Annotated in this window: 18 protein-coding genes; 9 read left to right on the forward strand and 9 right to left on the reverse strand. The window is 62.8% G+C overall.

The genetic code is table 11. The annotated features are described in order from the left end of the window. Positions 1-13 precede the first annotated feature (13 nt). Together D3878_RS11920 and D3878_RS11925 are read right to left on the reverse strand one after the other, a co-directional pair. On the reverse strand, positions 14-904 hold the full coding sequence (locus D3878_RS11920; RefSeq protein WP_119785658.1) for a polyprenyl synthetase family protein: 891 nt from the start codon (positions 902-904) through the stop codon (positions 14-16). Beyond that, positions 901-1176, reverse strand: a complete 276-nt coding sequence (locus D3878_RS11925) for an exodeoxyribonuclease VII small subunit (protein WP_119785659.1) — start codon at positions 1174-1176, stop codon at positions 901-903. The genes D3878_RS11920 and D3878_RS11925 overlap by 4 nt, the downstream gene beginning before the upstream one ends. Positions 1177-1341: 165 nt before the next feature. Between D3878_RS11925 and D3878_RS11930 the strand changes: the two genes are divergently transcribed. The 3 genes from D3878_RS11930 to D3878_RS11940 all read left to right on the forward strand — a co-directional run bounded on the left by D3878_RS11930 (position 1342) and on the right by D3878_RS11940 (position 5212). Beyond that, positions 1342-2343 carry a Fe(3+) ABC transporter substrate-binding protein gene (locus D3878_RS11930; RefSeq protein WP_119785660.1) on the forward strand — a complete coding sequence of 334 codons (1002 nt, stop codon included), beginning with the start codon at positions 1342-1344 and terminating at the stop codon, positions 2341-2343. 118 nt (positions 2344-2461) lie between these two features. Further along, positions 2462-4129 (forward strand): ABC transporter permease, encoded by a 1668-nt coding sequence (locus tag D3878_RS11935; protein ID WP_119785661.1) that lies wholly within the window; start codon positions 2462-2464, stop codon positions 4127-4129. A gap of 9 nt (positions 4130-4138) precedes the next feature. Further along, positions 4139-5212, forward strand: coding sequence for an ABC transporter ATP-binding protein (locus tag D3878_RS11940; protein ID WP_199688152.1), 1074 nt, complete (start codon positions 4139-4141; stop codon positions 5210-5212). An 8-nt stretch (positions 5213-5220) separates the two neighbouring features. Here the strand turns inward: D3878_RS11940 and D3878_RS11945 are convergent, their stop codons facing one another. From D3878_RS11945 to D3878_RS11955, 3 genes are read right to left on the reverse strand one after another with little or no spacing between them, the layout of a single operon-like run. Further along, positions 5221-6096 (reverse strand): M48 family metallopeptidase, encoded by an 876-nt coding sequence (locus D3878_RS11945; protein WP_119785663.1) that lies wholly within the window; start codon positions 6094-6096, stop codon positions 5221-5223. 1 nt (position 6097) lies between these two features. After that, positions 6098-6652 (reverse strand): SH3 domain-containing protein, encoded by a 555-nt coding sequence (locus tag D3878_RS11950; RefSeq protein ID WP_119785665.1) that lies wholly within the window; start codon positions 6650-6652, stop codon positions 6098-6100. After that, positions 6652-8556 carry an adenylate/guanylate cyclase domain-containing protein gene (locus D3878_RS11955; protein ID WP_158592249.1) on the reverse strand — a complete coding sequence of 635 codons (1905 nt, stop codon included), beginning with the start codon at positions 8554-8556 and terminating at the stop codon, positions 6652-6654. The genes D3878_RS11950 and D3878_RS11955 overlap by 1 nt, the downstream gene beginning before the upstream one ends. Positions 8557-8763: 207 nt before the next feature. Here D3878_RS11955 and D3878_RS11960 point away from each other — a divergent pair, with 207 nt between their 5' ends. After that, positions 8764-9864, forward strand: a complete 1101-nt coding sequence (locus D3878_RS11960) for an aromatic ring-hydroxylating oxygenase subunit alpha (protein ID WP_119785669.1) — start codon at positions 8764-8766, stop codon at positions 9862-9864. Positions 9865-9909: 45 nt separating this feature from the next. Beyond that, entirely contained in the window at positions 9910-10764 is an 855-nt protein-coding gene (locus D3878_RS11965) for a sulfurtransferase (protein WP_119785671.1), read from the forward strand. A gap of 22 nt (positions 10765-10786) precedes the next feature. Here the strand turns inward: D3878_RS11965 and D3878_RS11970 are convergent, their stop codons facing one another. The 4 genes from D3878_RS11970 to polA all read right to left on the reverse strand — a co-directional run bounded on the left by D3878_RS11970 (position 10787) and on the right by polA (position 18081). Next, a complete protein-coding gene (locus D3878_RS11970; protein WP_119785673.1) occupies positions 10787-13246 on the reverse strand; it encodes a patatin-like protein in 2460 nt (819 codons plus the stop codon). Between the two features lie 150 nt (positions 13247-13396). Next, the gene (locus D3878_RS11975; RefSeq protein ID WP_119785675.1) at positions 13397-14149 is read right to left on the reverse strand and encodes a ZIP family metal transporter; all 753 of its coding nucleotides are present in this window, start codon (positions 14147-14149) and stop codon (positions 13397-13399) included. Between the two features lie 163 nt (positions 14150-14312). Further along, the gene (locus tag D3878_RS11980; protein ID WP_119785676.1) at positions 14313-15197 is read right to left on the reverse strand and encodes a dienelactone hydrolase family protein; all 885 of its coding nucleotides are present in this window, start codon (positions 15195-15197) and stop codon (positions 14313-14315) included. A 115-nt stretch (positions 15198-15312) separates the two neighbouring features. Next, positions 15313-18081, reverse strand: coding sequence for a DNA polymerase I (gene polA / locus D3878_RS11985; protein ID WP_119785678.1), 2769 nt, complete (start codon positions 18079-18081; stop codon positions 15313-15315). Here polA and D3878_RS11990 point away from each other — a divergent pair, their 5' ends adjacent. The 4 genes from D3878_RS11990 (at position 18082) to D3878_RS12005 (ending at position 21136) form a co-directional block, all read left to right on the forward strand. Beyond that, positions 18082-18819 (forward strand): LOG family protein, encoded by a 738-nt coding sequence (locus D3878_RS11990; RefSeq protein ID WP_119785679.1) that lies wholly within the window; start codon positions 18082-18084, stop codon positions 18817-18819. 135 nt (positions 18820-18954) lie between these two features. Further along, entirely contained in the window at positions 18955-19389 is a 435-nt protein-coding gene (locus D3878_RS11995; RefSeq protein WP_147383943.1) for a DUF2782 domain-containing protein, read from the forward strand. A gap of 9 nt (positions 19390-19398) precedes the next feature. Beyond that, on the forward strand, positions 19399-20355 hold the full coding sequence (locus tag D3878_RS12000) for a homoserine kinase (RefSeq protein WP_119785681.1): 957 nt from the start codon (positions 19399-19401) through the stop codon (positions 20353-20355). 1 nt (position 20356) lies between these two features. Next, a complete protein-coding gene (locus D3878_RS12005) occupies positions 20357-21136 on the forward strand; it encodes a BPSS1780 family membrane protein (protein WP_119785682.1) in 780 nt (259 codons plus the stop codon). Positions 21137-21186 lie beyond the last annotated feature (50 nt).

Below are 21186 nucleotides of genomic sequence, written 5' to 3' on the forward strand. Positions count from 1 at the left end.
GACTATTCTTTTCTTAAGACTGTCTCTCGACGATCAAATCCGCCAGCTGACGCAGGCGCAAGCCCTGGTCGCCGAAGGGCTGCACCGCCCGGTGCGCGTCGCCGCGCAGCTTCTCCGCCAGCGCCCGCGATTGCTCCAGGCCCAGGATCGATACATAGGTCGGCTTGTTGTCGGCCGCATCCTTGCCGGCGGTCTTGCCCAGCACCGTCGTATCGGCGGTGGCGTCGAGGATATCGTCGACCACCTGGAATGCCAGGCCGACTGCCGCCGCATAGGCGTCCAGCGCGGCCGTCTCGGCTTCGGTGAGCGCCTTGCCGCACCAGGCACCCAGCAGCACCGAGGCACGCAGCAGCGCGCCGGTCTTCAGGCGATGCATCTGTTCCAGGTCATCCAGCGACAAGGCCAGGCCGACGCTGGCCAGGTCGATCGCCTGGCCGCCGCACATGCCGATCGAGCCCGACGCCGCCGCCAGCAGGCGCAGCATGGCCAGCTGGCGCGCCGGCTCGGCATCGCCTTCGGCCAGCACCAGGAAGGCTTGCGACTGCAGGGCGTCGCCCACCAGCAGTGCAGTGGCTTCGCCATACTTGACATGCACGGTCGGCTTGCCGCGGCGCAGCGCATCATCATCCATGCACGGCATGTCGTCATGCACCAGCGAATAGGCATGAATCATTTCGACAGCCCCCGCCGCACGCGCCAGTTCGGCTGCGGGGGCGGCAAACAGCGCGCCGGCGGCAAACACCAGCAGCGGACGCACCCGCTTGCCGCCATCCAGCACGGCATAGCGCATGGCCGCGTGCAGTTGTTGCGGCGGCGCGGATTCAGCTGGCAGGAAATCCGCCAGGGATTGTTCCATGCTGCTCTGCACGCCCTTCATCCAGTCGCCAAAAGCCGGTGTGCTCATGCCGCATCCTCGTTGGCAACAGTGCCGGCGCCGTCGGCGCCAGCCACGACAAAGGGTTTGAGCATGTCGCCTTCCAGGACCTTGACCTGGTTTTCCACCTTGTCGAGCTGACCGGCGCAAAACCTGACCAGTTCGGAACCGCGCTGGTAGGCCGCGACCGAGGCTTCCAGCGGCAGTTCGCCCGCCTCCATTTGCAGCACCAATTGCTCCAGCTCCGCCATCGCCTGCTCGAACGATGCCGGTTCACTGGCGGGAACATTCTTTTTTGACATAAAGATCCAAACTGAAAGCTAACCCGTTATTTTAGAACAAACCAACCTCCCCGGGATCGGACGTCGTCGAACGAATATAAACGATAATGATTTTCATTTGCGAATGACGACTTTTTGCCTATAATTATCGACAACCCTTTTTCTATTATTCTTGGAGGAAAGTCCATGAAATTCCTGTCCGCCCTGCTCGTCACATCCGTCGCCGCCCTGGGCTTTGCGTCCACCGCATCAGCCGATGAAGTCGTGGTTTATTCGGCCCGCATCGAGCAATTGATCAAGCCCATGTTCGACGCCTACACGAAACAGACCGGCACGACCATCAAGTTCGTCACCGACAAGGAAGGTCCGCTGCTGGAAAAGCTGAAAGCCGAAGGCGCCAACACCCCGGCCGACATGCTGATCACCGTCGACGCTGGCAACCTGTGGCAGGCCGCCCATGAAGGCTTGTTGCGGCCGGTCCAATCGACTGTGCTGAACGCCAACATCCCTGCCCACCTGCGCGACCCCGGCAACCAGTGGTTCGGCCTGTCGGTGCGCGCCCGCACGATTTTCTTCAACAAGAAGAACGTCAAGCCGGAAGATCTCTCGACCTACGAAGACCTGGCCAGCCCGAAATGGAAAAACCGCCTGTGCCTGCGCACCTCGAAAAAGGTCTATAACCAGTCGCTGGTAGCGATGATGATCGAGGAGCACGGTGAAGCCAAGACCGAGCAGATCGTCAAGGGCTGGGTGAACAACCTCGCCACCGACGTCTTTTCCGATGATACCAAGATGCTGGAAGCGGTCGGCGCCGGCCAGTGCGATGTCGGCATTGCAAACACCTATTACTACGGCCGCCTGATGGAAAAGAAACCGGACCAGCCAATCGGCATCTTCTGGGCCAACCAGAAAACCGGCGGCGTGCACGTGAATGTTTCCGGCGCAGGCGTGACCAAGCACGCGAAAAATCCGGCCGGGGCGCAAAAGCTGATCGAATGGCTGGCCTCGGAACAGGCGCAGAACCTGTACACCGACGCCGGCATGGAATTTCCGGTCAATCCGAAAGTCAAGCCTGATCCGGTGCTGGTTGGCTGGGGCAGCTTCAAGCCGAACCTGATCAATGTCAGCAAGGCCGGAGAATTGCAGGCCACTGCGGTCAAGCTGATGGACCGCGCCGGCTACAAGTAATCCGGCCGCCGCGCGCAAGCGCAGCGAAGCAAAGGCGGACGGCTACTAGCGGTCCGCCTTTGCCGTTTCAAAGCCAATAGCAGGCTATCAGCCTCATTTTCGCAGAGCACCAATTGCCATGAAAAACGCCTCTCCAGCCGCCTCCCCCGTCAGCGCACCACCGCTGCGGCTGCCGCGCATTGCGCTGGCGCGCTGGCTGACCGGATGGCGCCTGGCCGCCTTCCTGGTATCGCTGGTGACGCTGGTGCCGCTGGTGGTGGTGCTGTCCTCCTTCCTGTATCCGCAGTCGGAAGTCTGGAACCACCTGGCCGAGCATGTACTGCCGGACATCCTGCTCAACACCTTGTGGCTGTCGCTGGGCGTCGCATTCGGCACCGGCGTGCTCGGGGTGACGCTGGCCTGGCTCACCGCCGTCTGCGAATTCCCCGGCCGCCGCTTTTTCGCCTGGGCCCTGATGCTGCCGCTGGCGATGCCGGCCTACGTCACCGCCTTCGTCGCGATCGGCCTGCTCGACTTTACCGGCCCGCTGCAAACCCTCCTGCGCGAATGGTTTGGCAGCAGCGCCTGGTTTCCGCGCATCCGCTCGCGCGGCGGCGTGATCCTGGTGATGTCGCTGGCGCTGTATCCTTACGTCTACCTGCTGGCGCGCAACGCCTTCATGACCCAGGGCAGGCGCGCCCTGGAGGCTGGCCAGTCGCTGGGTCTTTCCCGGCGCATGGGCTTCGTCAGGATCGCCCTGCCGATGGCGCGCCCCTGGATTGTCGCCGGCATCATGCTGGTGCTGATGGAAACCCTGGCCGACTTCGGCACGGTCGCCATCTTCAATTACGATACCTTTACCACTGCCATCTACAAGGCATGGTTCGGCCTGTTTTCATTGTCGACCGCCTCGCAGCTGGCCTCGATCCTGGTGCTGATCGTGTTCGCTCTGGTGGCAACCGAGCAGCGCTGGCGCGGCGCACGCCGCTACCAGGGCAGCGGCAGAAGCCAGGCCACGACCTACCGCCTGAAACCCGCCCTGGGCTGGACAGTCAGCCTGCTGCTCGGCCTGTTCTTTTGCGCAACATTCGCCATCCCGCTGACGCAGCTGGTCGTCTGGAGCGCCAGCGTGTTCGCCGAGGAATTCGACGCCCGCTACCCAATGTTTATCTGGCATTCGGTGCTGCTGTCGGCAATCGCCGCCGTTTTGGTGGTCGTGGCCGGCCTGATCCTGTCATATGCCTTGCGCGTGTACCGCGACTGGCCGACGCGCTTTTTTGCGCGCCTGTCCACGCTTGGCTATGCGGTTCCCGGCACCGTGCTTGCGGTCGGCATTTTCATCCCGGTGGCGTGGCTGGACAACCGCCTGCTGGCCTGGCTGCCGCAACTGGGCGGCAGTGGCGGCAGCGTCCTCAAGGGCACCTTGACGGTGATGCTGCTGGCGTATGTCGCGCGCTTCCTTGCCCCGGGCTTCAATGCCATCGACAGCGCCATGCAACGCATTACGCGCAGCCAGGAAGAAGCCGCGCGCGGCATGGGCCTCTATGGCTGGCGCCTGCTGGCGCAGGTACACGTGCCGCTGCTGCGCGGCGGCCTCCTGACCGCGGCCCTGATGGTATTTGTCGACGTCATGAAGGAAATGCCGATCACGCTGATGACGCGTCCGTTCGGCTGGGATACCCTGGCAGTCAGGGTTTTTGAAATGACTTCGGAAGGCCAATGGGAGCTGGCCGCCTTGCCGGCGGTCGTGCTGGTGCTCGTCGGGCTTTTGCCGGTGATGCTGTTGACCCGGCAATCCGGGCAGTAGAATAGCGGGATGACTATTTCTTCTTCGAGCGGCGCCGGCGGCGAGGCCATGTTGCGGCTGGCCGGTATTTCCCACTCTTATCAACGGACCGACACCTTTTCCGACCTGAGTTTCACGCTCGGGCGCGGCCAGATCGGCTGCCTGCTCGGTCCGTCCGGCTGCGGCAAGACCACCGCGCTGCGCTGCATCGCCGGCTTCGAAAGCATCAGCGCCGGCGCCATCCACGTCAACGGCCGCCTGGTGAGCAACCACGATTTTTCCATGCCGGCCGAACAGCGCCACATCGGCATGGTGTTCCAGGACTACGCCCTCTTTCCGCATCTGGACGTGCGCCGCAACGTCGCTTTCGGCCTGCGCGGCCTGGATCGCGACGCCAGCCGGCGCCGCGTCGACGAAATGCTGGAAGTGGTGGGATTGCAGACGCTCGGCAAGGCTTATCCGCACGAATTGTCGGGCGGCCAGCAGCAGCGCGTGGCGCTGGCGCGCGCGCTGGCGCCGCAGCCCGACCTGCTGCTGCTGGACGAACCGTTTTCCAACCTGGATGTCGAATTGCGCGAGCGCCTCTCCGTGGAAGTGCGCGCCATCCTCAAGCAGCAGAACACCACTGCGGTGCTGGTCACGCACGACCAGCATGAAGCCTTCGCCATCGCCGACGAGATCGGCATCCTGCACCACGGCGTGATCCAGCAATGGGACACGCCCTACAAGCTCTACCATGAACCGGCCAACCGCTTCGTCGCCGACTTCATCGGCGAAGGCGTGCTGGTGCCTGGCGTCGTGGCGGCGCCGGACATGATCGAGATCGAACTGGGCGCGGTGCCTGCCAGGATGCCGCAGGACTGCTGCCTGGGCTGCACGGTGGATGTGCTGGTGCGCCCCGACGACCTGATCCATGACGATGCCAGTCCCTTGCAGGCTGCCGTGGTCTCCAGGGCGTTTCGCGGCGCGGAATTCCTCTACACGCTGGAACTTCCCAGCGGCACGCGGGTATTGTCGCTGGTGCCAAGTCACCACAACCATGCGCTCGGCGAAAAGATCGGCATCCGGCTTGAAATCGACCATGTGGTCGCTTTCAGGCGCTGAACCACGCTCTACCTGCCGAATTCCTTCAAGCGTTCCTTGATCGGCCTGCCCGGGTTGGCCGGCAAGCCATCGAAGCGACCCTGCATCAGCGCATCGAGACGATTGACGCGCTCGGCTGGCGCCGGATGGGTCTTGAACATCAGGGCGAAGCTGGCATCCTGGCCGCTTTCGCCCTGCAACACTTGCAATACCGCCGGCAAGCCGAACGGGTCATAACCGGCGCGCGCGGCGATCACCACGCCGAGGCGGTCGGCCTCGAACTCGTCGTCCTGGTCGAGACCGCTGGCAAACACTTTCAGCACGGCGCCTTTCACGAACTCGTTGACTTGCGCGTTGTCGCCGGTTTTCGCACTCACCAGCTCGCCCGCGATACCCGTCCAGCCGCTGGCCTTGACCGCATTCAAGTGATGCTTTTTCAGCACATGGCCGATTTCATGCGCTAGCACGCCGGCCAGCTCGGCTTCGCTGCGCATGCGATCCAGCAATCCCTTGGTGACGAAAACATAGCCGCCGGGGGTAGCGAAGGCGTTGTAGCCGCCGTCATCGAGCACGCCGAAAGTCCACGGCAGGTCCGGCCGCTCGGTCTGCGATGCCAGCCAGCGTCCAAGCGTGTTGACGTAACGCTGCACACCCGGCTTGTTCAGCAGCGGCTTGGCGCCCAGCAGGGTTGCGGCAAATTCCTGGCCGAGCGCCACCTCTTCCTGCGCGGTCGGTTCCTTGAGCGCCTTGCCGAGGTTGCCCAGCAGGCTGCCAAGGTCGGGCGCCTTGCCCTTGTCCGCGCTGCGCCCCAGGCCGGGAATGGTAAAACCGCCGAACTGTGCGGCGGCGGCACCCGATGCCAGCACCAGCGCCAGCGCGATCGTGATCTTCGCGATCGTGCGCATGTCAGCCGCCCCCCATGCCGGGAGCCATCTCGCCCCCACGCGCAGGCGCCGATGCCGGCGCCCGCTCCTCCAGATAGCCGATCTGCGCCGGCGCCAGGCTGCTGCGCCGGGCAAACGCCTGGCCGGCCTCTGTCGATACGGTGTATTTTTGCATTTTCTGGAACTCGACCGGATTGGACCTGGCATTTTGCAGATCCTCTTCCTGCAGGCCACGCACGCCGGTAGTTACGGTCGCTGTGTTGCCGCTGCGGCCGGCGCCGAGCAGCTTGGCCAGCGCGCCCGCCGGGTTGGGCGCGGCAACGTCAGGTTTGCCCTCCGCGCTGGCCGGCTTCAGGTGCATCATGCGCACCCAGCCGGTCTTGCCGGCGCCGGTCCTGACTTCGCTCCAGGCGCCGCTGCGCCGCAGCACCTCGACCTTGTCGCTCTCTGCCAGCGCCGCCAGCCTGGCGGCATCCGATTGCGGCTGCGCCAGCACGTCGGTGGCGCGGTTGCTCAGCGCCGGCTCAGCCTGCGCGGCGCAGGCGACCAGCAGGAGCGCAAAGGCATGGGCTCTCATTACGGCTTCCTCACGGGTTCGAACAATTCAACTTCGGCGGCGCGCCCCTTGACTGCAAACGCACCGTGCGCGACGAAACGGATCCCATCAGGGTGGCCGCACGCCTGCATGCTTGCGCGCGTGACCAGCACGCGCGCCACGCCCTTGGTCAGTCCTTCGACCCGGCTGGCGAGGTTGACGGTATCGCCGATCGCCGTATAGTCAAGTTTCTTTTGGGCACCAATAAAGCCTACCACAGCGGGTCCGGAGTGTACACCGATGCCGACGTCGAAACCGGCGCTGTCGGCGCCCTCGGCTTGCAGCTCCTTTTTGAATTCCAGCAGTACTTCCTGCATTTCCAGCGCCGCCGCCACGGCATGCGCGGCATGATCGGGGTCATCCACCGGCGCGCCCCAGAACGCCATGATGCAGTCGCCGATGAACTTGTCGAGCGTGCCGCCATGACGGAACACGACATCGACCTGGCGTTCGAAGTAGCGGTTCAGCAGGGTCACCACTTCATGCGGCGCGCGCGCCTCCGACAGGGTGGTGAAGCCGCGGATGTCGGAAAACAGCACCGAAACCTGCGAGGTGCGGCCCGACAGGCTTTCCACGGTTTCGCCCTGCTCGACGATCTGCCGCACCACGTTCGGATTGAGGAAGCGGCCAAACAGCGAAACTGCCTGTTCGCGCGAACGGCGCTCGCGCAGGTAGCCGCCGATCGCCGCCAGCAGGTACCAGGCCCAGGCGAACGCCAGCGGCGTAGCCATCGGCACGAGCAGATTGCGCGCCAGCGCAGCGTCGGCTGCCGCCAGTGCGGCCAGCGAAACCAGCGCCAGCGCCAGGCCGGCAGCCATAGGATTCTTGCGGCGGGCAAACGCCCAGGCCAGAACGGCAATCAGCATTGCGCCGAAGGCAAACGGCACGGCGACCGGCGCGCTGCGCACCATTTGCCCGTTCTTGAGATTGTCGATCGCCCTGGCGAGGATATCGACGCCGGGGATATTGCTGCCCATCGGCGTCAGGTGGTGATCGAAAGCGCTGGCGGCGGAAGCACCAATGACGATGATCTTGTCGCCGAACAGCGGCGCCAGTTGTGCATCGAAGGCCCGGCGTTCGGCTTCGCCAAGTTGCATGCGCTGCTCGGTCAAGGTCTTGTACAGCGTGCCGTAGGAGTAGTGGCGGTGCAGCTCCCGCGACCAGCGCAAGAGAAAGTCCTGCCCTTCCGGCAGCGCGACGCCGAGGCCAGCAGCCACCCGCGCCGGCAGCGACGGCAATTGCCAGCCATGCACCTCGGTCAGCAAGGCGCCGCGCCGCAGCAGGCCATCGGCATCCTTGACGCTGTTGATCAGGCCCAGGCGCCAGGCGTCGCGTCCGATTACATGCGGCAGTTCGATGGCGGCTTGCGCACCGCCCTGGCCGCTTTGACTACCATGGCCAATACCGAAGGCTGCTGCCAGCGGCGCCAGCTTCACACCGGCGGCATCACCCGTGGCCGCCAGGCGTGTCGCGGCAAGGTACGCCGCCGGCGCCGCCTTGATCGCCTCGTCCAGCCGCGCATCGCCGGCCGGCCGCCTGGCATCGCGCACCGAGAACGTCATGTCGAACACGATGGCACGCGGCTGGAATTCGCTCAACACCTCCAGCAAATCTGCATGGATTTCGCGCGGCCATGACCAGAGTCCGGCAATTTCCTGCATATCGACCATGCTGGCATCGTCGATATCGACCACCACGATGTCGGGGTCCGGCGCCAGTTCGGCGGCATGGCGGCGCTGGTAGACATCGGCCAGGCGGGATTCGGTCACGGCCAGGAGGCGCATGCCGAACAATTCGATGGCGAAGGCGGCGACAAACAGCAGAGCCAGCAATCCATGCCAGCGCCACGATGAATGATGATCCTTGGAGGAAAAGAGAAAGCGCATGCCGTAGCCGAGATTGGTTTCTGGAAATCTTATCCTCAAGCATGCCATTCTCGCAACCATGACATGTTCCGCGACGGAATACCTCTTCCTGACGGGGTCGGGTATAATTGCGGGTTCTGTCCAAAATTTCCGTTTCATATTGTTTGAACACAGGTTTTTGCGGATTCTTTCTCTCTTAGGTTGGTGCAAATTAATTTGGGGGTGGGGATGTCCGATCTGGCTACTATTGCCAAGCTCGCGCGCTCGCATGCGCAACTTCCGGTCAACGTTTACTTCGATGAACGCCTGCTAACGCAGGAAATTCAACAACTGTTCCGCAGCGGTCCGCGCTATGCCGGCCATGAATTGCTCGTGCCCGAGGCGGGCGACTACGCCACGCTGCCCTGGGAAAACGAGGGCCGCATGCTGGTGCGCAGCCAGCATGGCATCGAACTCTTGTCCAATGTCTGCCGCCATCGCCAGGCGAAAATGTTCAATGGCCGCGGCAACGCTGGCAATATCGTCTGCCCGCTGCACCGCTGGACTTACGACTTGCAGGGCGAACTGATCGGCGCGCCGCATTTTGCCGACACGCCGTGCCTGAACCTGTCGAAAACGCCCTTGCAGAACTGGAATGGCCTGCTGTTCGAGGACAACGGCGTGAAGGTGCGCGACCTGCTGGCCAATCTCGGCGTGGCCAAGGACCTGGATTTTTCCGGCTACATGTTCGACCACGTCGAAGTCCATGAGTGCGACTACAACTGGAAGACCTTCATCGAGGTCTATCTGGAGGATTACCACGTCGAGCCGTTCCATCCGGGCCTCGGCAGCTTCGTTTCCTGCGACGACCTGCGCTGGGAATTCGGTCCCGACTACAGCGTGCAGACCGTCGGCGTCAACCGCGGCCTGCAAAAGTCCGGCTCGCCCGTGTACCAGAAATGGCACGAGCAGGTGCTCAAGTTCCGCAACGGCGAAGCGCCCAAGCATGGCGCCATCTGGCTCACGCTCTACCCGAACATCATGGTCGAGTGGTATCCGCATGTGCTGGTGGTCTCGACCCTGTGGCCCAACGGCCCGCAGAAGACCACCAACGTGGTGGAGTTCTACTACCCGGAAGAGATCGCGCTGTTCGAGCGCGAATTTGTCGAAGCCGAGCGTGCCGCCTACATGGAAACCTGCATCGAGGACGACGAGATCGCGCAGCGCATGGATGCCGGCCGCAAGATCCTGCTGGATCGCGGCGTCAATGAAGTCGGCCCGTATCAGTCGCCGATGGAAGACGGCATGCAGCACTTCCACGAATGGTACCGCGGCAAAATCGAGGTCTGAGCGCAGCAACGTATTACAATGCGCGCAGTAACCCGGGAGCCCGCGATGCGCTACACCACCCTGATCTCCGCCACCGAACTGGCCCAGCACGCGCTCGAGCCGGACTGGGTCGTCATCGATTGCCGGCACGACCTGGCCCTGCCCGACGCCGGCCGTCTGGCCTTCGAGGCCGGCCATATCCCGGGTGCGCAATTCGCCCACCTGGACCGCGACCTGTCCGGCAGCAAGACCGACGCGCAAGGTATTTTTCGCGGCCGCCATCCCCTCCCCGAACGCGCAGCCTTTGTCGAAACCCTGCGCCGCTGGGGCATCAACAACAAATCCCAGGTCATCGCCTATGACGCCCAGGGCGGCATGTTCGCCGCCCGCCTGTGGTGGCTGCTGCGCTGGATAGGGCATGATGCGGTGGCGGTGCTGGACGGCGGCGTGCAGGCCTGGACCGCGTCCGGCATGTGGCTGTCGGCCGAACTGCGCGGCAAGCCCTATGGCGACATCATCGCGCAGGCGCCACTGGTCACAACCGTCGATGCCGCCACGCTCGTCGCCAACCTGCAGGAACAGACGCTCACCGTCATCGACGCCCGGGCGCCCGACCGTTTCCGCGGCGAGAATGAAACCATCGATCCGGTCGGCGGCCATATCCCGGGCGCGCAAAACCGTTTCTTCAAAAACAATCTGCAGGAAGATGGCCGCTTCAAGCCGGCGGCGCAATTGCGGGCGGAATGGCAAGCAGTCATCGCTTCGCCGCAGGCCGCCGCCATGCAATGCGGCTCGGGCGTCACCGCCTGCCACAACCTGCTGGCACTGGAAGTGGCGGGCTTGCCGGGGGCGGCGCTGTATCCGGGATCCTGGAGCGAATGGTGCGCCGAGCCGGCGCGGCCGGTGGCCAGCGGCGATTAGGAAAGCGCGCGCCGCCAGCATTTCAGAGGGCGGCAATCGCCTCGCGGAGTCGCGCCACCAGTTCGGGAATCAGGGTGAGTCGCCCGGCTTCCTCCTCGATCACCCGCTCGAATGCCGCCTTTTTCAATGCATGAAAATCGATCGCCGCCGCCGTACTCGCGGTCACCGTGCTGGCGAGGATATCGAACAGCCGGTCGATGGCATGCAGCCGCCCCCACAGATAATCGTTCTCGCGCGTCGCGCGGCTGAGAAAGCCGCCAAAGCCGGCGAAGGTTCCACCCAGCAGCATCCGCGCCGCTTCCGGTGCAGTCAGGCTCAGCGCATCGTCCGGACTGATACGGTCGATCAATACTTCCTCGATCGGCCCGGCCTCCAGCGACAAGGCGCTCACCACTGGCCGGAGGATGATGTCCCAGTAAAAATAGCCCAGATAGCTGGTCAAAATGGCGCTGCGGCAGCGGGGCGCGAGATTGAGCACTAATGCGGACGACAACACCGCGTCGGCATCGTCGTTGCGGCGGGCCAGGTCGCATTCAATGCCAAGCCGCTTGACCAGGTTCGTGATGGCGGCATTCCTGGCGCTGACAAACTGGCTGCTTTCCATGCGCGCCAGATCCGCCACGAACAGCTTGCGGCACATGGCAACTGCCTGCTCGCTCAGGAAATGGGCGTCGTCGTACATCACCATTTCATCGATGAGCTTGTGGATCTGGATCTTGAGGAGATCGAGGTCCTCGGGTTCCGGCGAACAGCCATCTTGCAGAGGGGCATTTTCATACAGATCATTGATCTCATGCAGGACGAAATGCAGCCGGCGCTTTTTATACACGAGCCCGAAGTCGATCACCATTCTGCCGAATGCAGGCATGTCGGCGTTTTCCTGGGGGTTATCCGGCATGCGATAGGAGTCTGCCAGCAGAATCGACTGGCTTTCGGCCCACAGCTCGATCGCTTCCTCTACCTTGTGCGCCGCCGTGGAATCCCTGGCAAAGCCGCAGGCCCAGTTGATCAGTTCGACGACGAAATCCAGCGCTTCCAGGACCAGGGCGCGCATGTACGAGTCATAGACGATCGTGGTGCCGGCCAGCTGGTTGGTAGACGTCAGGCGCCAGTGCCGCAAGTCATTGATGGTGAAATTGCCGCTGATCCGCCCGCCGGTTGATTGCTCGAGCAATTTCGTCACCTGGCGCCTGGAATGGTCGATGGTCTCCTTCAGGCGCCGTACATGCTTGTTGTAATGGCTGACGCTGGCCAGTTCATTGTAGGTCGGGTCCATGCGAGGCAGGTCGGAGAGCGCCCCGCGCAAGGCCGTGAAAAACCCTGGCACACCACTGCTCGGCGGCGGTTTGTCCAGGCGCGAATGCGGGTCGATATAAACCAGGCGACGATCCACCTCACGGTAGGCGCTGTGGGTGCGGATGGCCTCGAGTGCCGCCATGATCGGCTTGTTGTCGAGGATGCTGCCATCCAGCAGCACCGCCTCTTCCGGTTGCAATCCCTGGTCACGATAGCCGCTGAAATTCCGCGCAAGAAAACGGGAGCGCGCGGGCCAGGGCCGGTGGAGGGAGGCCAGCAGATCATCCATTTCTCTCACCTGCGCCGGTGGAAAAGCCCCGGGATAAGACGCCGACGCGCGGGCCGCGAATGCCAGCGACGGCACATTGTCGAGATCAAAGTCGCTTTGCAGATGACCGGTTTTCTCATGCTCGAGGCAAAAGCGCAAGATGCGCCGATGTTCGCGCTCCTTTACCACCGGTGGATCGTGGATGAAAATCGGCCGGTCGAGGCCGCGAAAATCGGTCGCCGTCACTTGCAGATCCAGCCTTGTGCCTGGCGGCAGCAGGGACTCGTTCCCGCCCTCGGGGTTTTCCATGGCAGTCAAGCCATCCAGGGCCAGGGCGGCAAGACGACGACCATCCAGCGGCGGCTTAAACCAGCGCGAGCGCAAAAATACGGAGACCCGCTCCGCCATTTCGGCATCGATCTTGCCGACGATTAAGCCTTCACGCTGGAGCCGCGTCAGCAGGGGCCGCACGAAAGGCCAGAAAATCCATTTGTTCCAGAGCCGCGCCTTGGCCTCCGGCGCCAGCAGCTTGAGCATGTCGGCTTCCTTCAGCCACATGTCGGTCAGCGGCGCTAGGCTGAGGTCATGCGCCAGGGCGCGGGCAAGCGCAATGCCGTTCATGCCGCCGGCAGAAGCGCCGGAAATCACGTCCACGATCACCCGCAGGGCAAGCTGCTGGCCGACAGATTCAAGGCACTGCAGATAGACGTCCCCGGTCGAGCGCTGCGGCTCGTCCGGATAGCGGCGGTGAAATTCCAGGGCGGCCGAGGCAACGTTGCCGTCGTCCGCCCTGTTGCGGTGATACAACTTTGATGCCCGGACCAGGTTCAGGATTTCACGGTTGATGCCATGCTGATAGACGGCGAGCGAAACGCCGCCGAAGAATACGACCGCCAGCCGCAATTCTTTCTCTTTCATGGCCAATTTGCCCGAGGAAAGGAAATCTATCGCACCTTGACGCCTGCGCAAGGCTCGCGCGCATCCAGTGCGCTTCTGTCAGTCTGAGCGCAGCCAATCCCTGCGTCAAGCACGACTTGTCTGCCAGCTGATCGCCGGCAAATCAGTGGCTCAGTGAGCGTGAGCGTGATCGCCGCCAGTCAGGAACAGCACGATTGCCACGCCGAGCGCAATCAGCAGCACCTGCGGAATCGTTTCCCGCAAGGTCGCGCGCCGCTGCATTTGCGGCATCAGATCGCTGACGGCGATGTAGATGAAACCCGAGGCAGCGAATACCAGCACGTAGGGAATCCAGTCGGTGGCCTGTTCCAGCGTAAAGTAGCCAAGCAGACCGCCAGCCACCGCCATCAGGCTGCACAGCAGGTTGTAGACATAGGCGCGGGCGCGGGAAAAGCCGGCGTTGAGCAAGACGATGAAGTCGCCGATTTCCTGCGGAATTTCATGGGCGATGATGGCGACCGCGGCAATGATGCCCAGACTGGGGTCGGCCAGGAAAGCGGCGGCGATCAGGATGCCATCGGTGAAGTTGTGCAGGCCATCGCCCATCAGGATCATCCAGCCGGACTTGCCGGCTTCGTGGGCGTCGTGGCCATGCTCGTGATGGTGGCCGTCGCCTTCGTAATGATGCGAATGACGCAGCACCGCCATCTTCTCCAGCAGGAAAAAGCCGAGCAGGCCGGCCAGCAGGGTGGCGAACAGCGCGCGCGGATCGGCATGCCCCTCGAAGGCCGTGGGCAGGGCGTGCAGCAGCGAAGTGGATAGCAGGATGCCGACCGACAGGCTGACCATGCGGTCCACCATTTTCCCCAGCAGGCCAAAAGAAAGAACGGCAGCGGCGGATATGCTCACCACCCCCGCCAGCATGGTGGTCAGCAGGATGGAAGTCAGCGTCGAGTTAATTTTGGAACCTGTGCAGTACGGGGAGGAGCCAAATTAAAACACATGCGGCTGGTTTCAGCAAACGCGCCCATGCCTGGCCCCTGAAAAAAGCACGGCGCCCGCCGTACTTTTTCTGCAAGCGACGGCTTCAGGCCACGCCGTGCGCCTTGAACCAGGCCAGGCAGCGCGTCCAGCCATCGCGGGCAGCCGCTTCGACATAGCTTGGCCGGTAATCGGCATGGAAGGCATGACCGGCTTCCGGATACACAACGAATTCCGACTTGCTCTTGCCCTTTGCCAGCGCCGCCTTCATCTGCCCGACGGAGGTCTGCGGAATGCCGTCATCCTTGCCGCCGTACAGGCCCAGCACCGGCACCTTCAGGTCTGCGGCGATATCGACCGGGTGACGCGGCGCCAGCGCAGTCTTGTCGCCGACCAGGCGGCCATACCAGGCGACGCCGGCCTTGACCTTGGGATTGTGTGCGCAATACAGCCAGGTGATGCGCCCGCCCCAGCAAAAGCCGGTGATGCCGAGCTTGCCGGTATTGCCGCCGTTTTTCGCGGCCCAGGCGACGCAGGCGTCGAGGTCGCCCATCACCTGCTGGTCCGGCACCTTGGAAACGACTTCCTTCATCAGCTCGGCGATCGAGCCGTAAGCTGCCGCATTGCCCTGACGGACAAACAGGTCGGGCGCCAGCGCCAGGTAACCCTGCTTGGCGAAACGGCGCGCCACATCGGCGATATGCTCGTGCACGCCAAAGATTTCCGACACCACCAGCACCACCGGCAGATTGGTCTTGCCCTTGGGCTGCGCGCGATATACCGGCACCTGCTGGCCGTTGACTGTGAGCGTTACCTCGCCGGCGTCCAGACCTTCGGTATCGGTCTTGATCACGGATTGCGCGCACACCGGCAATACCGCAGCGGCAAAGCCGGTGCCGAGCGCAGTCTGCAGAAACAGGCGGCGGTCGAACTCTGCCGACAAAGGCGTTTTCGCAGCCAGGCTATCGATTTCCAGTTCCAGATCCTTCATGCATTCCTCCCGAAATAATCAAGCATACACATCAAGACTTCACCAATACGACGGCCAACAGCATAACAAGATCCACCCTGCCCGCACCGTCGCCCCCTTCAATTTTTGATATGGCTTAATGCGCCTCGTCCCAATTGTTGCCCACCCCCACCTCGGCAATCAACGGCACCTTCAGCTGCGCCACGCCCGCCATCAGCGCCGGCAATTTTTCCCGCACCAGTGCCAGCTCGGCCTGCGGCACTTCCAGCACCAGTTCGTCATGCACCTGCATCACCATCTTCGACTGCAAGCCATCGCGCTCCAGCCAGTCCTGCACGGCGATCATGGATAGCTTGATCAGGTCGGCGGCAGTGCCCTGCATGGGCGCATTGATGGCGGCGCGTTCGGCGCCTTGCCGCCGCGGACCATTCGGCGAATTAATCTCGGGCAGCCACAGGCGACGACCGAACACGGTTTCCACATAGCCGCGCGCCTTGGCCTGGGCGCGGGTGTCGGCCATGTACTGGGCGACGCCAGAAAAACGCTGGAAATACTTTTCGATGTACATCTGCGCCGCCGCGCGCTCAATACCGAGGTTGCCCGCCAGGCCGAAGGCGCTCATGCCGTAGATCAGGCCGAAATTGATCACCTTGGCATAGCGCCGCTGCTCGCTGGTGACATCGGCCGCCGCCACGCCAAAAATCTCGGCAGCGGTGGCGCGGTGGATATCGATACCCTCGGCGAAGGCGCGCAGCATGCTGGCGTCTTCCGAGATGTGCGCCATGATGCGCAACTCGATCTGCGAGTAATCGGCCGAGACGATCACGCTGCCTGGCGGCGCGATGAAGGCTTCGCGGATGCGCCGGCCCTCGGCGGTGCGGATCGGGATGTTCTGCAGATTGGGGTCGTTCGAGGCAAGCCGCCCCGTCACCGCCACCGCCTGCGCGTAATTGGTGTGCACGCGCCCGGTATTCGCATCGATCATCTTCGGCAGCTTGTCGGTATAGGTGGATTTCAGCTTGGACAGGCTGCGGTAGTCGAGCAATATCTTCGGCAAGGGATAGTCCTCGGCCAGCTTTTGCAGCACATCTTCATCGGTGGAGGGTGCACCGGAGGGCGTCTTTTTCACCACCGGCAGGTTCAGCTTGCCGAAAAAGATTTCGCCGATCTGCTTGGGCGAATTCAGGTTGAATGGCTGGCCAGCCAGCGCATACGCTTCCTGTTCGATTTCCAGCATGCGGCGACCAAGCTCGCCGGACTGCGTCGCCAGCCGGGCCGGGTCGATCAGCACGCCATTGCGCTCGATCTTTTGCAGCGCCACCGAGGTCGGCACCTCGATATGCTGATAGACGTAAGCCAGGCCGGCATCGTCCTTGATGCGCGGCCACAGCGACTGGTGCAGCTGCAGGGTGACGTCGGCATCTTCGGCGGCATATTCGGTGGCGCGGCCGAGTTCGACTTCATCGAAGCACAGTTGCGAGGCGCCCTTGCCGCACACTTCCTCGAAGGTGATGGTCTTGCGGTTCAGGTGGCGCAGCGCCAGGCTGTCCATGTCGTGCGTGCGGTGCGACTCGTACACATAGGATTCGAGCAGGGTGTCGTGCACGATGCCCCTGAGTTGCACGCCATGGTTGGCGAAAATGTGGCTGTCGTATTTCAGGTGCTGCCCGAGCTTCGGCTTGCCCGGATCTTCCAGCCAGGCGCGCATCTTGCCGAGCACCAGTTCGCGCGACAGCTGCGCCGGCGCATCCGGGTAGCGGTGCGCCACCGGGATGTAGGCCGCCTTGCCGGCTTCACAGCACAGCGAAATGCCGACCAGCTGCGCCTGCATCGGGATCAATGACGTGGTTTCGGTATCGATCGCGGTCAGCGCGGCGGCGTCGATTTTTGCCAGCCACTGGTCCAGCTGCGCTTCAGTGAGCACCAGCTCATATTCGGCCGCGGGCGCCGGTTCGGCGGCGAACAGCGCCGCCTGCGCCAGGCCGGCCTGCGCCCCATCCGCAGCGGGCGCGCCTGCCGACGCACCTGAGCCCTGGCCGGCATCGGCGGCGCTCGCTTCACGCAGCCAGGTCTTGAAGCCGTAACGGCGGTACACCTCGATCAGCGCCTCGCGGTCGGGCTGCTGCGCCGGCAGCGATTCGGCGATCGTCGTCATGTGCGGCGCCAGCGGGCAATCGGTCCTGACGGTGACCAGCACGCGCGCCTGCGGCAGCCAGTCCAGCGACTTGCGCAGGTTCTCGCCGACCACGCCGCCGATCTTGTCGGCGTTCGCAATCACGCCATCCAGATTGCCATATTGCGTGAGCCACTTGACCGCAGTCTTGGGGCCGACCTTGGGCACGCCCGGAACATTGTCGACCGTATCGCCCACCAGCGTCAGGTAATCGACGATCAGTTCCGGCGGCACGCCGAACTTGGCGATGACGCCGGCGCGGTCGAGCGTTTCATTGCTCATGGTATTGACCAGGGTGACATGGCCATTGACCAGCTGCGCCAGGTCCTTGTCGCCGGTGGAAATCACGCAATCCATGTCGTGCTTTACCGCCGCCACCGCCAGGGTGCCGATGACGTCGTCGGCCTCGATGCCCTCAACTACCAGCACCGGCCAGCCCATGGCCTTGACCGCTGCATGGACGGGTTCGATCTGGCGCGCCAGGTCTTCCGGCATGCTGGCGCGGTTGGCCTTGTACTCGGCATACAGATCGTCGCGGAAGGTCTTGCCTTTTGCATCGAAAACACAGGCAATGTATGCTGCCGGGTAATCATTATGCAAGCGGCGCAGCATGTTGATCATGCCGTACAGGGCGCCGGTCGGCGCGCCCTCGGCATTGCGCAAGTCAGGCATGGCATGGAAAGCGCGGTACAGGTAACTGGAACCGTCAACTAACAATAGGGTTTTGTGCATATGGAACAGAATGGAAAAAAGCTGCCGCGGCTGCTGCAGCTCGGGGACATGGAGCGCGCCACCGCCAAAAAGGCGCGCGAGTCATGGCATATGTTCACGATTATGGCAGAATTTATCGAGGCCACGGAACACCTGTCCGAACTGCGGCCGGCCGTTTCGGTCTTCGGCTCGGCCCGCATGACGCCCGAGCACCCCTACTATGCCAAGGGCGTCGATATCGCCCGGCGCCTGTCGGACGCCGGCCTGGCAGTCATTTCGGGCGGCGGCCCCGGCATCATGGAAGCCGCCAACAAAGGCGCCTTCGAAGGCAAGTCGCTGTCGGTCGGCCTGAACATCGAACTGCCGCGCGAACAGGTCAGCAATATCTGGCAAGACGTCTCGATCAGCTTCCGTCATTTTTTTGCGCGCAAGGTCGCCTTCGTCAAGTATGCCGATGCCTATGTCGTCTTGCCTGGCGGTTTTGGCACGCTGGATGAAATGACTGAAGTGCTGACCCTGATCCAGACCGGCAAGACCCGCCGTATCCCGGTGATTCTGGTCGGTGCCGCATTCTGGCGCGGCCTGCTGGACTGGTTCCAGAATAGCCTGGTCAAGAACGGCATGATCAGCCCGGAAGACATGGAAATCGTGCAATTGATCGATGAGCCGGCAAACGTGGTCGATGCGATCTTTGCATTTTATGAAGAGCGCGAATTTGAGCCAAGCGACGAAGAACGGCAAAAAAACTTGTATTTGTAAAAACCGAAGTCGCATGCAGCGGATTAATTGCAGAAAAATCAGCGCGGTTTGCTACAATGAACATGTTAATGGCAATCTGGCCGACTTGCGCCGATTTGCTGTTTGATATCTTGTTCAGCAACCTGGATTTCGCTTATGCGATCAAAGAATTCTATGCGCCAGATCCGCCATTATCTTTTGGCCGGCATGTGGATGGCTGCCGCTACGGCAAGCCTGCCTGCCTTGGCCCAGGAACGCGCGGAGGCGCCACCGCCGCCGCGCCTGGAAAAACTCGAAGAGGGCCAGGCGCCCGCGGTCACCATCACACCGCCGAGCGAGAAAAGCACCATCACGGAAAAGCGTGCGCCCGGCGGCAAGCGCACGGAAGTCAAGGTCAAGAGTGGCAAGAGCACCTACCGGGTCCAGCCCGCTGACGAACCCGGCAATGCCCAGCAAGGCGATGGCCAGAGCATCGCGGCCAAACCGGCGCAATTTGAAGTGCTGCAGTTCGATATGAACCGCGAAAAGAAATTGCAACAGCAACCAGTCGAGCCGCCGCCAACATTGCAGCCCGCGCCCGCAAAAAAATAAAATTAACTCATGGCAGTATTTACTCCCGTCAGCCTGGACGACCTCACAGAATGGATGACCCAGTTCCCGCTCGGCAAACCGCTGGCGATCAAGGGCATTTCCAGCGGCATTGAAAACAGTAATTTCTTCTTGACGACAGAAACCGGCGAATACGTCCTGACTCTGTTTGAAAAGCTGACGTTCGAGCAATTGCCGTTTTACCTGAATCTGATGCAGCACCTGGCGCAGCATGACGTGCTGGTGCCGGCGCCGATCGCCAACCAGAATGGTGTCATCCTGCACAGCCTGCATGGCAAGCCGGCTTCGATCGTCACCCGCCTGCAAGGCGCCTGCCAGCTGGCGCCGCGGCCCGCACATTGCGCCGCGGTCGGCACCATGCTGGCCAGGATGCACCTGGCCGCACGCGACTTTCCCATGCACCAGCCCAACCTGCGCGGCCTGGACTGGTGGAATGCCACCACGCCGACGGTGCTGCCCTACCTGTCGAATGAACGCCAGCATTTGCTGCGGGCAGAGATGCACTTCCAGGAAGCTTTCGCCGGTTCCGCGACTTACCTGCGCCTGCAGCAAGGTCCGATTCATGCCGACCTGTTCCGCGACAATGTCATGTTCGAGGGCGAACGCCTGACCGGCTTCTTCGATTTCTATTTCGCCGGCTGCGACACCTGGCTGTTCGATGTCGCCGTCACCGTCAACGACTGGTGCATCGACCTGGCCACCGGCGTCCTGGATGAGGCACGGGTGCGCGCGCTGCTCGAGGCCTATCATGCCGTGCGACCGTTTACCGCGGACGAACAGGTCGCCTGGCAAGCCATGTTGCGCGCCGGCGCCCTGCGCTTCTGGCTGTCGCGCCTGTACGACTATTATCTGCCGCGCGACGCCCACATGCTGACCCCGCACGATCCGGCGCATTTCGAGCGCATCCTGCGCCAGCGTATCGACGGCACCATTCCTATACTGTTCTGACATGAATAAACTGCCCGCATCCGCCGGCTGGCTCTGGGTCAAGCAAGGCTTTGCCTTGTTCCGCAAGCAACCGGCCGAGTTGTCCACGCTCTTCATCAGCTACATGTTCCTGATGCTGGCCCTGAACCTGCTTCCCCTCATCGGCGCGGTGTTGCCACTGATCCTGGTGCCGGTGTTCGCCATGGCCTTCATGCAGGCGTGCGTGCACGTCGAGCAGGGCCGGCGCGTCTATCCCAACCTCTTGCTGACCGGCTTTCGCTCGCCAGCCTTCCGTTCACTGCTGCTATTGGGCGCACTCTACCTGCTGGCGGCGGTACTGGCGGTGGCGGCATCGAGCCTGGTCGATGGCGGCGTGTTCTGGAATGTCATGAACGGCAAGCTGGCGCTGGATTCGCCGGAAGTGCGCGAGTCGGCCATGCCGCTGGGCATGCTGTTCGCCGCCGCCGTCTACACCCCGGCGGCAATGGCGTTCTGGTATGCCGCACCGCTGATCGCGTGGAAAGACATGCCCCTGTCCAAGGCGGTGTTTTACAGCTTTTTTGCCGTGAAAAACGCCGGCAAGGCTTTCCTGCTCTATGGCCTGGCCTGGTTCTTCCTGGGCATTCTGCTGCCGACCGTCGCCAGCACCATCCTGGCGCTGGCGGCCAGCAAGACGCTGGCGCTGTTCGTGCTGATGCCGCTGTCGATCGTGCTGACGGTCATCATGTATTGCTCGTTCTATCCGACTTATACGGAATTCTTCGGCCGCCCCTATTCGGCGCCGGAAGCGGCAGCGGAATAAGGCGGCGCGCCGGCGCGCGCCATCCAAAGCGCTCAGGCGCGCGCCATCCA

Source organism: Noviherbaspirillum sedimenti, from assembly GCF_003590835.1.
Lineage (GTDB): Bacteria > Pseudomonadota > Gammaproteobacteria > Burkholderiales > Burkholderiaceae_D > Paucimonas > Paucimonas sedimenti.